The sequence below is a fragment of the Kistimonas scapharcae genome, from assembly GCF_039540975.1.
Taxonomy (GTDB): domain Bacteria; phylum Pseudomonadota; class Gammaproteobacteria; order Pseudomonadales; family Endozoicomonadaceae; genus Kistimonas; species Kistimonas scapharcae.
The window spans coordinates 1-15,220 of sequence record NZ_BAABFL010000409.1 but is presented as its reverse complement, the minus strand read 5'-3'; the positions used below and the strand labels follow the sequence as shown (position 1 = coordinate 15,220).

Genomic DNA, 15,220 nt, shown 5'->3' with positions numbered 1-15,220 from the left:
TCCGAGACTGGCAAATATTATCGAATACGCCTCATGCTGGCTGCCATGTGGTCTGCACAGGAGTTTTTGAGTACTTACAAACGTAATTATTGGTTTTTTCCATTATTTAATGAAAGAAATCTATAACAAGGAGCATCTTGTACAATGCTTAATACCAGAATAGCATTTTCACCTTGTCATCAAACGACCAGTGATTCAGCATCCACTGGTCATTGGATTGATAAAAGATAAAACGCCAGACTAAGGCATGCTTCTCAAACTTTTGCAGGTAGGCATACTGGATTAATGAATTCCCAGCCTCCTCAACCTTAATCAGGTCAAACCCCACGGGTTTGCCATAACGCTGCAATACCATGGGCATCTGCATCTCAACCTGACTGAGCTGTGCATCCATCTCACTGGCAGGGAAGAGAACATAGGGCGTCAGGCGCTCCATACCTTCCCTTAGTTTCCCTTTACCGACATCCTTCATGACAGTTTCAACCAGTGATTGCATAGCTTTCTGGTTCTGCAATGGCTCCGCCGCTGAAAGAGAAAGGGAAAACATCAAGAATACCGCGCTGATTATATAACGCATGCTTCATCCCTGTTTTATGGTTGTTGCTGATCTCTGTGCCAGGTATTCAGATGAATACCTGTTGAGCAGGTCGCATCAGAAAACGCCCTGAGTGGCTCAACAATAGCCCGGCGACGCGCGTTCAATTCATTGATTTCCGCTTTGTCGGCCTGATACGCCTGCCAGGCATCAGAGCAATACAACGTATCAACCAAATCCTCGACGACATCATGACGGGCTTCATGGCCACTACCCAGCTGGGCTGGTTGATCCTGCCAGGGTACCTGTATGGTTTCCGGCAACCGGTGCAGTGCTTCTTCCAGCTGAGCTTCCGGGAGTTTTTCCTGCCGGTTTTTCTCAATGAAGCGGCGGGCATTGAGCAGGTCACTGAATGCGACCTCAAATCGGTCTGTCAGTTTCTCCAGCTGACAGATACGCGCCTCAAGTAGCCCCACTTCCGAGACCATGTCATCAAAGTCCGTAATTATTTCATTGAGCTGCGGATTTCTGGCAATAATTGCACGCTGTTCCGGCGAAGAGGGATGGAAATCTTCTCCCCGGACCTTGCTGCCAACCTGTCTCTTCAGCGTCTTCTGCCACTGGCTGACATTGAAAATCATGGCGTCTTTCAGCGGAAGATCCGATAAATGGGGAATGTTGACCGTTGTGAGTGTCTGCCTCTGGTGATCATTACTGTTACCCGTCAGCGAGGTATCAGCAGGTGGTATGATGGGCTCCCTGCTCTCTAAACCGAGCCGATCCTGCCAGCGGGTCTTGAGATGAATACCTGACACCCGGGTCGCCTCTGAAAACGCTTTCAGGGGTTCTATCAGCTCATTACGCTGATTTTCAAGGGCAACAATACTTTCCTGATCATTCTGGTAGCAGCGGTACTGATCTGATTTATGGAATACCTCCGTGGCATTCTTCATCTGCCTCAGCCTCTCATCCTCGTCGCTGACCAGGTACCAGGCCATCTGGCCGGGCATATGGATATGCTCAGGCAGATGCCGCAGCGCAGAAGACAACCGGTGCTCTGACCATTGCGCCTTGCTATAACGGTCAATGATGCGGCAGACCTCAAAGGCCAGGCTGTATTCAATCTCAAAGCTGCTGCACTTGTTTTGAAGCAGGGTGATTTCGGTATTGATAACCTGAACCTTATCAACCAACCGATCAAACCGTTGCGCCATTTCCCGGATGGTCTCATTCGCCCGAACAGCCTGACGGTGGTATTTCGACATTTTGTGGAAATCTTCGCCTTTCAAGGTAGTTTTAACCTTGTTCCCGACGGTTCTGATCGATTTATCCAGGCTATATCTCAGGCTCGCGATAGGCGATATTTCATCAAACAGGGTAGGGCGATAGGCATTAAAATCCGCCGAAGCTTCCCGATTCTGGTCGCTTTGCTTACTGGTTGTGGCAAATTTCGGTATATCAGTACTGGCGCTATCATTCGCTGCGTTAATTGCTGAATCGTTATTCGATGAATTCTGACGAGATGAAGGATTTTCCATGCTGCTACTTCCTTGATAATGCTGGCGGGTTACGATGAATACATTGGTTTAATTATTGGCTATCCCTCTCGTTTGCCGCCGAATCCTTTGAGACTTATTTGAAATATCAGTGATGGAGCGCAATCAGAAATATTGGAAAAGTCCCTTTACCTCGTCCTGACCGAGCGAAATTCAACCATTACTCCTCATCCCAGATGGATGCCAACGAATAATCACTCCCTTCCACAACGAAGGGACGGCCGTCGATATAACGAAAATGGCGTTCCAACGCCGAAATCTGGTCAACATCCTCAACACTGAGCAGCAGATTGGCAGCTTCCAGGTTTTCCCGCTGTCGTATGGGAGATACGGATTTAGGAATCACATAACCCCCCCGCTGCACAGCCCACTGGATCAGCACCTGGGCAGGGGACATATCATGCTTGTGGGCAATTTCCCCGATAATGGCGTTATCCAGCAGACTGGGTTCATCTTCAGAACGTAAATTGGCACCTCTATCCATGGAGCCCAGCGGTGAATAGGCCGTCACCTGTATGCGATGTTCCTGACAGAAACGAACCAGCATTTGCTGCTCCAGAAAAGGATGCAGCTCTACCTGATTCATAGCAGGCTGAATCCTCGCTGTTGTAATGAGCTTTTCCAGCTTACAGACACTGAAATTGGCCACTCCGATATATCGAGTTAGCCCTTTATCCACACAGGCCTCCATCGCTGCCCAGGTTGTCTCTAAGGGTAATGATTTCAAAGAGATACATTCATCGGCGGTGGATGCAAACTGTACATCTGACCTGACGGCCACAGGCCAGTGCATAAGATATAGATCCAGATAATCCAGATGCAGATCTGAAAGTGTCTTTTCCAGCGCCGGCATTACATCCTCAGGTGCATGGGCGTTATTCCAGAGTTTTGACGTGATAAACAGGTCTTCCCTGTGCACATCCCCATCCTTGATAGCATCACTCAATGCCTGACCGATACCAGGCTCATTACCGTAGATAGAAGCGCAATCGATATGCCTATACCCCATCGAAATCGCTTCCCGGATCGCCGTATAGACAACCTCCGGTTCCGATTTCCATGTTCCAAGGCCAACCATTGGCAACGCCTTGTCAGATACAGTCATCAAACCCATGGTTTTACCTCATAGCACAAGACACTATTTACTGTATTTTCCATATTGCATGGACGGCATGGTCATAAGAAAAGCGGAAAACGATTAAATGCAAGAAGTAAGGTAGAGCAAAAATGACCACACCAAAACTTTACAGAGTTAATAATAACATCCAGTTATAAATAAAATAACTTTAATTACATAAAAACCAAATAATCACTAAGACTATGCCCCCGGGAACTTTTCAATAAAAAAAAAGACCTAACTACAACAGTAGTTTATTAATCCATTACACATTCAGCGTAAACAGGGAGTGAATCAGTTATGGCCATGAACAGCACTAGAAAACTAAATCAATCTTCGTTTGGATTCGACTACCCTCCTGAATCTAGCCCTACAACTTTTAATAAAGGCCGTACACGTGCACTTCCAAATAATGAAGTTAAAGCATCGAGTATCCAACTTCCCCCTCAAAGAACCAGGTGTCAAGCAATCAAGCAGAGATTGATTGATTTTTGGGAAATACTTGTCAGTATTTTTTGCTGTAGAATATGTTCAGAAAATCGAGGAAATCCGGAAAACAGGGATCAGTCCCTTTTTGTTGCTGTACCTCCAATGTCGACAGAGCCGTTTCATGACGAGCAATCAGGTGGGGACTCTCTTGAAGGCTCTCATCAATTTTCTCTACCCCAAAGTGATGACAGCGCTGACATGCTTGATGACACACATCCAAAAGAAGTAGTTACAACAATATTCACTCAGCAACCTTTTAGTAGCCAAGCAGATCCTTCATTGTCAAGTCCTTTGACAATAGACACGAGCATGACAGAAGAATTTATGTTCGATAGTAATAATTCATCACATTATAAATATCACCCCGCTCTCACTCTTAAGTATGATCCTAATTCCCTATCTGCAGACCACGATGATTCGACCATGCATTTTCCAGCACTAACGTTAATGGAATGTTCTCAACATACAACTGAAACAATGAGTCCTACTGGTTCATTAGAAGATCTAGAAAACGATGCGGCGATTGATGAAAAAAATAATGGAGAGGACTCAGAAGATAATCAAAGTAACTCATCAATTACCACGGTCATAGAAAAATCTACTTTGAAAAAATCGCCTAGTCAGGATTCAATAGCTGATTCACAAGGGTTAGTGGAAGATGAGAAAGATGCAGAATTATTCGATGAAGCACTGCCCGAATGCTCAGTTATCTCATTAGTACAAAATGAAGAAAGACCCGTTGCGGTTACACTTGATACTGTCCCAGATACAATTATGTCTGCAAGCTCACCTATAGAACCAGTCAATACAGAGAAAGATAAGCACGATGAATACTCGCATTCTGATGAAAAAACACATCCGCCAGTGACATTCACTCAATATGACTCTAAATTAGGTTACTTAGACTCACTTGTTTTGATAGGTGAAGAGTTAATAGAATTACTTGATAAAGATAAAAAATACCGTTTATTAACTGAAAAAGATAGAACAATATTATTATCAAGCATTAAAATACTAATAACTAAATCGGCTGAACACATAAAATCTAAAGAGCGGTTTAGTTTTTTCCGTAATTGCCTGACTGTTCATTTTGAAGGCAATCATGACCAATATGATTCCGAAGTTACTACTTACACTAACGCACTGGACAAATTAATTGAAGTCGTTGTAGCGGTCTATCCAAAGGTAGAAACTGATGACAATCCAATTAGCGTTCAACTTCGAAAGCTGCATCAAGATGTTGTCGAGTTATTACCAGAAGATACGGGTAATTATAATCATGCTGAATCTGTAGATTCCGCGCCAGCCTCAATGCAAAGACAACCGATGTTAAGTATGGATGCTCCCATTACAATGCCTTCATTAAATGATAAAATGAAACCCAATCAGGATCCAAAGGCAACGGAAGAATCCCCCCTATTAAAACAGGTGTTATCTGCTACTGAAGATGGCAGTGATGGTGAGGATGATGTCTATGAGGCTCAAACGTTTAATGCAGCTCTTTCCTTACCTATCGATACGCAACAATTGAGTATGAACCCTGAAGAAACCATACCTCCTGTTTTTATGAATGGAGATAAGGGCTACTTATCAATAACGCCAGAGGAAATTGAGGTTCCAACAGATTCAATGGGTCAAGCCATGGTTGAAAAACTTGAAAATCAATATTTCCAAGAAGCGAAACAAGCAAAAGCTAAAGAGCGCCGACAAAGAGAAAAACAAAAAGGATCAAAAATTCCTATTAGCCAACACCGCCCTTCTACATACATTCCAAAAAGTAGAACACACGATTTAGCTATAACAGAATGGGAAAAAGAAATGAGTTTATATGGTAATTTCACATCTTTAACAAGAACGAGGTCGGATGGGGATATTTCACAATCAGTCCTATCAGAAAAAAGTACTAGTAAAGCAAAGTCATGTGCGGGCTATACCCCACGAACACAGGATGAAAATGGATGGACTAATCCTCACAAAAATAGAAAAAAAGAAAATAATGATTTCAGAAAACGGAAATCTACAGAATCTCTGAAAATGGGTTTTGGCTCTAGAGAGCCATCAAGAATAACACGTGATCCCAATACCTTTGGAGAAATAAAAACAAAATAAATAAAGATAGGCAAAGGCTCTTTATCACGGTCTTTGCCTTTTTTCGTTAGAAACACAACAGTTATTATTTATTCAATAACAAATAACTATTCAACACTCAACAAATACTTTTTTATGGCATTATAAGAAAATAACTCTATTATGAAGTAGCGATGCAAATCCTTACTCACAAAACGGAGCGATGCGTCTAATGAAAAAACACGAAAGCATTCAAAAAGTGATGACAACAAGCCCGATTACTGTTCAAAAAGGGCAAAAGCTCAGTGAAGTTAATGCGATTTTTCGTGAGCACAATATCCACCATGTGCCCGTACTGGATCACAAAAAACCCGTTGGTATGATCGCTGAAGCCGATCTACTCCGGTTAATTTATGATGCCGGTAATACCGACAGCCGTATGCAGGACACCATGATTGATCAACAGCATACGATCAGTGATGTCATGACCACTGAACTGAAAACACTGAACACATCATCGACTGTCAGAGATGCCGCAGAGTTATTGTCTGACAGCCGCTACCACTCGGTGATAGTGCTGGAAAACGGGAATATTGCTGGCATTGTCACAACGACAGATCTTATTCACTACTTATGTGAACAATTCTGATATTCCTCAGACAACATATTTTGCTCTGCCAGCTTGATTGGCGGAGCAAACAATCAGCGCCTGGCGCACACGATTGCCGCCTCTTTATTTGATGCCTTACGCTTGAAAAGGTTTTTATTCAGCCGATCTTCCAATAGCATGTTCGATGACTTTCACTGATGTCATGGATGGGAAGCGGATGAACAAGGTTAAGATAACCGTCTTCAAATGGGCTGGCGCCTGGGGACCATTCAAGATCAAGATTCCCTGCGGCGAGTGTGCGCTGACTGAAAACATCATTCGCGACACCATGGCCAATGAGCTGGCGGATATTCCTGTGGAACTGGATGAGCGGGAGTGGCTTACCGAGTGGTGGAAACCTCTGACCAAGGGCGGCTGGCATGCACCGATCATCATGGTGGAAGACAAGGTTATCTCCCAGGGAATGGCGTTGAACCGTGGGCTCCTCACCCAAGCGGTTATTGAGCATCACAGCACCCAGAGCCCGATCAATGGCAATCATGTTTTCGGTAAAGAAAACTGCCCTTACTGTGTACGTGCCAAGGATCATCTGGATCGTCGTGGTATTCCATACCAGTATCACGATGTCATCAAGGACTCCCGCGCCCTCTATGAAATGCTGGCGCGTGTAAAACCCATTATCGGGCCGAAAACGCCGGTCACCGTCCCCCAGATCTGGATTGATGGCGACTATGTCGGTGGGGCGGATGAACTCAGCAAGATTGTTGATGAATACGTTGAACCCAATTATGACCGGGGTCAGTGCTCCATTTCTCCTGAAAACAGACAACGCAGCAGTAATGATTAACTCATCATACCGCTACTGATGCTTTTTACGGTTTTGTCAGCGGTATTGTCCACATAGATCACCGCTCTCTCAAACACAGGTAATTCGCAGCTTTCCCCCAGTCAATACATAAATTACCAACAAAGTTATCCACACCTGCGGCATTATTTACCTGATAATTTCTACAAGCCTGCGCCTTTAAAGACTCATCCTGAGACTGCCCTGTTTTTGTGCTGGCCGGACAAGGTATAATTTCCGCCATTTTTCCGGTTTATCCCACTGTCCGCCGTGACGGACAGGAACCCCAACCCTGAGGTGGTACTGTGACCCAACAAACCGTGCCCGACGCCAGCACTTTCCAGGGGCTGATCCTTGCCCTGCAAAACTATTGGGCCCGTGAAGGCTGTGTAATCATGCAACCGCTGGATATGGAAGTCGGCGCCGGCACCTTCCATCCTGCGACCTTCCTGCGTGCCATCGGCCCGGAGAACTGGAACTCCGCCTATGTGCAGCCCAGCCGCCGTCCGACTGACGGCCGTTATGGCGAAAACCCGAACCGTCTCCAGCACTACTACCAGTTCCAGGTGGTGATGAAGCCATCTCCCGAGAACTTCCAGGAGCTTTACCTTGGCTCCCTGAAAGAACTGGGTATTGATACCTCCGTTCACGATATCCGTTTCGTGGAAGACAACTGGGAATCCCCGACCCTGGGCGCCTGGGGCCTGGGCTGGGAAGTCTGGCTGAACGGCATGGAAGTGACCCAGTTCACCTACTTCCAGCAGGCGGGCGGTATTGAATGCTATCCCGTTACCGGCGAGATCACCTATGGTCTGGAGCGTCTGGCCATGTACCTGCAGGGCGTGGACAGCGTCTATGATCTGGTCTGGGCACACGGGCCGCAGGGCGATGTCACCTACGGTGATGTCTATCTCCAGAACGAGGTTGAGATGTCTACCTTCAACTTCGAACTGGCCGATACCAAGAGCCTGTTCGAACATTTCGACTACTTTGAACGTGAGTCCGAACGTATGGTTGAGCAGGGGCTGCCGCTGCCGGCGTATGAGTTTACGCTGAAAGCCTCCCACACGTTCAACCTGCTGGACGCGCGCCACGCAATCTCCGTGACCGAACGTCAGCGTTACATCCTGCGTGTTCGCACCCTGGCCCGGGCCGTTGCCCATGCCTACTTTGATGCACGCAAGAAACTCGGATTCCCCCTGGCGGATCCTGCGATAAGGCGTGAAGTAATGACCATGCAGGAGAAGAACTAATGGCAACACAGGATTTTCTGGTCGAGCTGGGCACTGAAGAGCTGCCCCCGAAAGCACTGAAAACGCTGGGTAACGCCTTTGCAGAAGGCATTCTCCAGCGTCTGGAAAAAGCCGGACTGGCTTATGGCAACCACCAGGTTTTCGCGGCTCCGCGTCGTCTGGCACTGCTGGTGCGCGAGCTGGAAACCGCTCAGCCTGACCGTGACGTCGAACGCAAGGGCCCGGCCGTTCAGGCGGCTTACGATGCCGAAGGTAACCCCACCAAGGCTGCTGAAGGTTTTTCCCGCTCCTGTGGCGTTACCGTCAGCGATCTCGTGACCGAAGAGACCGACAAGGGCGCCTGGCTGGTTTTTCGTTCCACCGAGAAGGGCAGCGCGACCGCTGAACTGCTGCCTGCCATGGTCAAAGCGTCTCTGGATGAGCTACCGATTCCCAAGCGTATGCGCTGGGGCGCGAGCCGAGTTGAGTTTGTCCGTCCCGTGCACTGGCTGGTGATGCTGCTGGGTAATGAAGTCGTGGATTGTAAAATTCTCGGCCTGACTGCCGGTCGTGAAACCCGTGGCCACCGTTTCCATCATAACGACGTGATCACCATTGAGAATCCGGCAGACTACCAGCGTCTGCTGGCACGCAATGGTTACGTCATTGCCGATTTTGAAGGCCGTCGCAGCACGATCCGCCAGCAGGTGGAAGCTGAAGCTCGTAAACTGAGCTGTGAAGCCGTTATCGACGAAGACCTGCTGGATGAAGTCACCGCGCTCAACGAGTGGCCTGTGGCGCTGGCCGGTCGTTTTGATGATGAATTCCTGGAAGTTCCCCAGGAAGCCCTGATCTCTTCCATGAAAGAGCATCAGAAGTATTTCCATGCGGTGGACAGTGAAGGCAATCTCAAGCCTTACTTCATCACCATCGCTAATATCGAGAGCCAGGATCCGGCTCAGGTGATCGCGGGTAACGAAAAAGTTATTCGCCCCCGTCTGGCGGATGCCAAGTTCTTCTACGATAACGATCGCAAATCTACCCTCGAAGAGCGTCGTGAAACCCTGAAGCCGGTAGTCTTCCAGAGCAAGCTGGGCTCCCTGTACGCCAAGACCGAGCGAATTGCCCGTCTGGCAGCTTATATCGCATCTCAGGAAGGCGGTAACAGTGACTGGGCACGTCGTGCCGGTGAGCTGTGCAAGTCCGACCTGGTGTCTGACATGGTGCAGGAGTTCCCTGAACTGCAAGGCATCATGGGCCAGTACTACGGCATCAATGATGGTGAGCCGGAAGAGGTCTGCCGCGCCCTGAACGAGCAGTACATGCCGCGCTTTGCCGGCGATGAACTGCCGACCGGCCTGACCGGCTGTGCCGTCGCCATCGCAGACAAGCTGGACACCCTGACCGGTATTTTTGGTATCAACCAGCCACCTTCCGGCAACAAGGATCCATTTGCACTTCGTCGTGCCACACTGGGTATTCTGCGTATCATCGTTGAGAAGAAGCTGAACCTGGACCTGCGTAGCCTGATCGCTGTCGCTATCGAAGGTTATGCAGAGCAGGGCACTGAACTGCCAGCTGGTGAAGCCCTCAACGAAACCGTACTGGACTTCATGCTGGAGCGTTTCCGCGCCTGGTACCAGGACGAGAAGATCCCGGTTGAAGTATTCCTGTCAGTCAAGGCTCTGAAGCCGTCCCAACCCTACGATTTCGATCGTCGCGTTAAGGCTATCCACAACTTCAGCCGTATGCCGGAAGCCCTGGCGCTGGCTGCAGCCAATAAGCGGGTCTCCAACATCATGGCCAAGGCCGGTGATCTGGTGATTCCCGATAATGTGGATGAGGCCCTACTGACAGAAGAGGCAGAAAAGGCTCTGGCATCGGCTCTCTCTGCCAAGCGTGATGAAGTTCAGCCACTACTGGGCGAACGTAAGTATTCCACGGCGATGGAGCGCATGGCGTCCCTGAAGGATACCGTGGATAACTTCTTCGACACGGTGCTGGTTAATGCAGAAGACCAGCAGGTTCGTCTGAACCGCTATGCACTGCTGCGTCAGCTGCGCGACCAGTTCCTGCATGTCGCAGATATCTCTCTGTTACAGAAAAGCTGATATTGGCAACGGAAACTGTCACCGGTTTCCGTCACAATACCGTTTTCATGCCTGATAATGGGAACGGTATGCCTTCAGTGGATGTTTTACTCAGTAAGACCGGCTCTGGTAGCCGGTCTTATGCCATAAACGACAGACAGGTTTCAGCCTGCACCCGAAAGGAAGGGGAGCCTTGCCGATGAAACTGGTCATTCTCGATCGAGATGGCGTCATCAACGAAGATTCCGATAATTATATCCGTTCCGTTGACGAGTGGATTCCCATTCCCGGCAGTATTGAAGCCATCGCCCGGCTGAGTCAGGCCGGTTATACCATTGCGGTTGCCACCAATCAGTCCGGTATTGGGCGCGGTTATTATGACTTGGCAGAATTGGACGCCATGCATAATAAGATGAACCGTCTGGTAAATGACAATAATGGTTTAATTAGCACTATCGCGTTTTGTCCCCATACTCCGGATGACGATTGTGATTGTCGAAAGCCTCAGCCGGGTTTGGTTCGTCAGATTGAAGCAAACCTGAACACGTCGGCAGAAGGCGCCTGGTTTGTCGGCGATACCGGCAAAGACATTGACGTCGCTCGCATCTCAGGCTGTAAACCGGTTCTGGTGAAAACAGGGAAGGGGAATAGAACACTCGCTAAAGCCAGTGCGGATGACTTGATGGGTGTGAAAATTGTCAATTCACTGGCTGACTTTGCTGATTACCTGCTCAATGGAGCTGAAGCCTGATGTTTTACCGTGCATTTCTCTGGTTTAGGACAGCTGTCTTCTATTGCTTGCTGATTTTCTGGACATTGTTCTATCCATCCATCGTGCTGCTAACCATTTATTTTGTGCCTCGAAAGTGCCGGCATCGGTATGCGGTTGTGACCTGGTGCAGCGTGGCGCTGGCACTGGTCAGAGTTATCTGCGGTATCCGCTGGAAGGTTGAAGGAAAAGAGAATATTCCGGATCAAAGCTGCGTAATTCTCAGCAATCACCAGTCCACATGGGAAACCTTTTACCTGCAAACGGTGTTCAGTCCACAGTCCACGGTCATCAAAAAAGAATTGCTCAATATTCCTTTTTTTGGCTGGGCTTTCCGTTTCCTGAGTCCTATTGCCATTAATCGAAGTGACCGCAATGCGGCCATGCATCAACTGATCGATCAGGGAACCCATTTTCTGAAGGAAGGAAACTCTGTTCTGATTTTTCCTGAAGGCACTCGTCGGGACTGGCCAAACCTGGGTAAGTTCAGCCGGGGTGGGGCAATGCTGGCCAAAAAGGCAGAGGTAAACGTGGTTCCGGTCGTCCACAATGCCGGCCGTTACTGGCCAAACGGAAAATGGCTGAAAACACCGGGCGTAATCACAGTAAAAATCGGTCCACCCATCACCAGTGAGGATAAATCCACAACCGTTCTTAGTAAGCAGGCTTATGAATGGGTCAGTGAACATCAGAAAACACTGGATTAATAAATAAAAAAGCCTCTGTACTGTGTTATTTAATCATCAGGGGCTTACTTTCTGACAAGAACAGGATTTATGTAATCCGAGTATCACTACATATCTTCATTTCGTCTGATCTGATCAGCACAATCCATAGCGACTTCGTGGCCTTTCAATGTTTCCCTCGCATTGATGATCATCAGCTGAGCCTTTTTCTTCATCTGCTGCATAATCGGTGTCATAGTCTCATGCAAACGATCCCATTCATCCTGCGTCAGGGTGAAAACATCCGCCTGTGGATGATGCTTCATTTTCAGGTCGGTAATGCCGAATTCTTTCAACAGTTCCAGTTGAGCACGGGTAATATGAGGCTCTTTGAAGTCCTTGTTGGGCGCGTATTTATCCAATATTGCGACAGAGCTATATTCAGGTAACGTTTGATCAATAATACCGCCTTGTTTACCAGTGGGGGCCTGATTGCCTGCGGATGCGGCTGTCTGATTGCCCACCGGTCTACCTTGATTAACAAAGTCACTCTGATTGTTCCTGATATCATTGCTCATGCACTGACCAACCTTATCCTTAGTTTCTCAGATCCCTGATTTCATCCGACAACTTGTCTTCTTCGTACTCCAGCTGCTTCAACTGGTCTTCCAGTTTCTCAAGCTCTGCCTTAATAGGATCATACTGAGACTGAATTTGACTCTTTTCCTGCACCAGCTTGTCCCTATCTCCTGTCAGCGAGGTTATTTCAGCATTGTTTTTTCCGATCTTGTCATTGATCTCACTGATCTTGTTATTGGTATTCTTGATATAACCGTTGTTCGCATTAATTTCCTTCGTGGCTGCATTTCTGGCAGAACGCGCAGAGGCATCTTTACCCCAGTTCCACGGCAATACCATCCAGCCCTGCCAGCGATTATCATGCAATTTCTTTTCTGCTTTCTTTTTATTCTCTTGATATTCTGCTTTTTTCGATTCTTCCGTTGTTTTTAAAGCTTCATTCTTTTCTTTTTCTTTTTGTGTCATTTCTATGTTGTTATTTTTTCCAATTATTTCAACATCTTTATCTTTCAATTTAGATTCATACTCTTTGGCTTTATCTCTTAATTCATCCAGTTTTTCTTCCAATGCATCTTTTTTCTCTCTTATTTCACTTCTCTCTTCCTGTTTATCTATGATTTTTTCATGTGTGCTACCAGCTCCCCCCACTGCAGCAGAACCACCACCAATAGCATGATGCCCCCCAAACTGAGAAGGAGGGCGAATACCAGGCACAGCACCATGCCCGGGGATCTGGTTATAGAAATTGGACATGCCCGCAAACTGCGAACCAAACCCATGCATAGCCCCCATCATGCCCGGTGTATGCGCTACACCTCCGGTCATGATGCTGATCTGTATGCCCGGTATGTTATAACCCGGTGCAATCCCACCCTTGGCACCAATACCACCGACTTGGCCAATACCGCCAATCGAAGGGGGTTGTGAAGGATTGAACGCAATTGCCATAACCAGATTCCTGTATGCTTTAGATCAAACCGCTCTTCTTGACAGAACCACCTTTTCCACCAGATTTTCCTGTGCGACCAGTATTTTTCACCTCTTTGGATGCTTCTTTTATTTTTCGTTTTACATCGGCATCCAACTCATTTTTCCAAGCAATCGTTTCAGCCATGGCAAACTTTGGGAAATCAGGGTTCTCAATATCCCTTTGCACATCATCCGGTGTCATATTGATATCCTGAAGCAACGCCTGATAACGGGTAAAAACCTCTGCCCCCTGATTTATCAGCTGGTCTATTTCAGACAATAAGGCTTTATCTAGCTTATCCGGATCAAGGTTTTCATTATCCATAATTAAAAACCATGCGATATTTTAAGAATACTTTTATTGATACATAACAGTATAAGCAATTAAACGGATCAAATTTATCGAGCCTGTTAATATAATTATTCTTATATTATACCAATAGTACTCTCTAATTCTGATTAAATTTGACTAATCGCATATTGCATAAGGGATTTACCGTAATTAGAAGTATTGATTGTTATAAGCTCCTGATCCAGGTTTTTTCAGTCCTACAGCGATCACTAAAAGTAATGAAAGAGAAGATTATTGTGTTGAGCTACTGAGCCAAAATGAGGCATCCATCGTCATTTTTCCGCCACCTTGCCAGATAGTTTTTTCATGAAATTGAGGAGAACCCACAGCGCATTTGTGTTCCTTTGGATATGCCCTGTTCGTGAAAAGCTAACAGCGGATATCTCTCTCCTACCTAACCTTTGGCTTACGTGCTCATGTCAGGCCTCCACTTCACAGTGAGAGACCATGGATTGTATCGGTAGCGATTAACTTCATATGCCGACCACTACGTTTCCGTCAAACAGCTTTACCGTACCAGCATTAACTGTACCGTTGTTTAAACCATCATCAAATGAAGCCCCAGTCATCCCTGGAGGTCCCTCAAGCCGCCTTTGACCCGTCGACCTCATCTCCTTGACGACCACCCCTGAGTCAGCTGGCGGGTGATGCCTTGTAATTCGTCAAAATTCAGTTTTTAGCCAGATACTGCAAAACGATCATTGAGTTCCATTTTTAGGTAGCGCTGATATCACCGATTAATGTGATAATCCTGACCAATAGCCTGATCACCGTACCTTTTTTCAGGGCGGGTGAGGCTATGTTTGACAACTTTGATTCAGGAAAAACCATCCTGTACGTATTTTCCTGTTGGGGGAGGAGCAAATGCATCCGGAATACTTTGGGCAAGGACACTCCCATTACCCATAACACCTGCCAGAATACCGCTAATCAATGCGGCGTGCATTTTACCCAGCTCCGTATATAAGAAAAGCATTTTCTTTTATTTACTTAATATTCGTATATTTAAAACATTCATTTAAACAAATCGGCCTCAATCGACCGTCCATTAACGCGAAAGAATTAGTGTTCTTATAAAAAATCAATAAAGATAACAACCGGTTGGCATGTAACATCCCGTTAATTATGGCATCACCGTTATCATATCTGATAATCCTGCATCAGCATATTTGAATATGCACCCTAAAAACGCTATCAATAATTTTGAATCATTACCTTGCTATTCTAAACAATATGAAAGTGGTTAAACATAAATCGAATAGCGCTGCATATTCTGGTTTACTTGAACACCGATTCTGGTCTACTTGAACACCCCCGTCACCTTACGTATTGGCGAGCCTGATTTT

Annotated in this window: 14 protein-coding genes; 7 read left to right on the top strand and 7 right to left on the bottom strand. The window is 46.7% G+C overall.

Annotated features, from left to right (window positions below):
* Positions 1 to 148: 148 nt before the first annotated feature.
* From ABD892_RS15655 to ABD892_RS15645, 3 genes are all read right to left on the bottom strand, one after another.
* Positions 149 to 577 carry a hypothetical protein gene (locus ABD892_RS15655; RefSeq protein WP_345196830.1) on the bottom strand — a complete coding sequence of 143 codons (429 nt, stop codon included), beginning with the start codon at positions 575 to 577 and terminating at the stop codon, positions 149 to 151.
* Positions 578 to 591: 14 nt separating this feature from the next.
* Positions 592 to 2,073, bottom strand: a complete 1,482-nt coding sequence (locus ABD892_RS15650) for a hypothetical protein (protein ID WP_345196829.1) — start codon at positions 2,071 to 2,073, stop codon at positions 592 to 594.
* Positions 2,074 to 2,251: 178 nt separating this feature from the next.
* A complete protein-coding gene (locus tag ABD892_RS15645) occupies positions 2,252 to 3,205 on the bottom strand; it encodes an aldo/keto reductase (RefSeq protein ID WP_345196828.1) in 954 nt (317 codons plus the stop codon).
* Between the two features lie 303 nt (positions 3,206 to 3,508).
* On the opposite strand from ABD892_RS15645, the gene ABD892_RS15640 reads away from it, so the two are divergent.
* The 7 genes from ABD892_RS15640 (at position 3,509) to ABD892_RS15610 (ending at position 12,016) form a co-directional block, all read left to right on the top strand.
* The gene (locus ABD892_RS15640) at positions 3,509 to 5,806 is read left to right on the top strand and encodes a hypothetical protein (protein ID WP_345196827.1); all 2,298 of its coding nucleotides are present in this window, start codon (positions 3,509 to 3,511) and stop codon (positions 5,804 to 5,806) included.
* A gap of 190 nt (positions 5,807 to 5,996) precedes the next feature.
* Entirely contained in the window at positions 5,997 to 6,413 is a 417-nt protein-coding gene (locus ABD892_RS15635; protein WP_345196826.1) for a CBS domain-containing protein, read from the top strand.
* Between the two features lie 178 nt (positions 6,414 to 6,591).
* Positions 6,592 to 7,221 carry a glutaredoxin domain-containing protein gene (locus tag ABD892_RS15630; protein WP_345196825.1) on the top strand — a complete coding sequence of 210 codons (630 nt, stop codon included), beginning with the start codon at positions 6,592 to 6,594 and terminating at the stop codon, positions 7,219 to 7,221.
* Between the two features lie 302 nt (positions 7,222 to 7,523).
* Positions 7,524 to 8,471, top strand: a complete 948-nt coding sequence (gene glyQ / locus ABD892_RS15625; protein ID WP_345196824.1) for a glycine--tRNA ligase subunit alpha — start codon at positions 7,524 to 7,526, stop codon at positions 8,469 to 8,471.
* Entirely contained in the window at positions 8,471 to 10,561 is a 2,091-nt protein-coding gene (gene glyS / locus ABD892_RS15620) for a glycine--tRNA ligase subunit beta (protein WP_345196823.1), read from the top strand. The genes glyQ and glyS overlap by 1 nt, the downstream gene beginning before the upstream one ends.
* 178 nt (positions 10,562 to 10,739) lie before the next feature.
* The gene (gmhB, locus tag ABD892_RS15615; RefSeq protein ID WP_345196821.1) at positions 10,740 to 11,291 is read left to right on the top strand and encodes a D-glycero-beta-D-manno-heptose 1,7-bisphosphate 7-phosphatase; all 552 of its coding nucleotides are present in this window, start codon (positions 10,740 to 10,742) and stop codon (positions 11,289 to 11,291) included.
* Complete coding sequence (locus tag ABD892_RS15610) at positions 11,291 to 12,016, top strand: lysophospholipid acyltransferase family protein (RefSeq protein WP_345196820.1); 726 nt, start codon at positions 11,291 to 11,293, stop codon at positions 12,014 to 12,016. Before gmhB ends, ABD892_RS15610 begins: the two co-directional genes overlap by 1 nt.
* Positions 12,017 to 12,102: 86 nt before the next feature.
* On the opposite strand, the gene ABD892_RS15605 is transcribed toward ABD892_RS15610, so the two are convergent.
* The 4 genes from ABD892_RS15605 to ABD892_RS15590 form a co-directional block, all read right to left on the bottom strand.
* Positions 12,103 to 12,552: a hypothetical protein gene (locus tag ABD892_RS15605; protein ID WP_345196818.1), complete on the bottom strand. Its 450-nt coding sequence runs from the start codon at positions 12,550 to 12,552 to the stop codon at positions 12,103 to 12,105.
* Between the two features lie 19 nt (positions 12,553 to 12,571).
* Positions 12,572 to 13,501, bottom strand: a complete 930-nt coding sequence (locus ABD892_RS15600) for a hypothetical protein (protein ID WP_345196817.1) — start codon at positions 13,499 to 13,501, stop codon at positions 12,572 to 12,574.
* A 19-nt stretch (positions 13,502 to 13,520) separates the two neighbouring features.
* On the bottom strand, positions 13,521 to 13,847 hold the full coding sequence (locus tag ABD892_RS15595) for a hypothetical protein (RefSeq protein ID WP_345196816.1): 327 nt from the start codon (positions 13,845 to 13,847) through the stop codon (positions 13,521 to 13,523).
* 844 nt (positions 13,848 to 14,691) lie between these two features.
* Positions 14,692 to 14,820, bottom strand: a complete 129-nt coding sequence (locus tag ABD892_RS15590) for a hypothetical protein (RefSeq protein WP_345196815.1) — start codon at positions 14,818 to 14,820, stop codon at positions 14,692 to 14,694.
* Between the last annotated feature and the right edge of the window lie 400 nt (positions 14,821 to 15,220).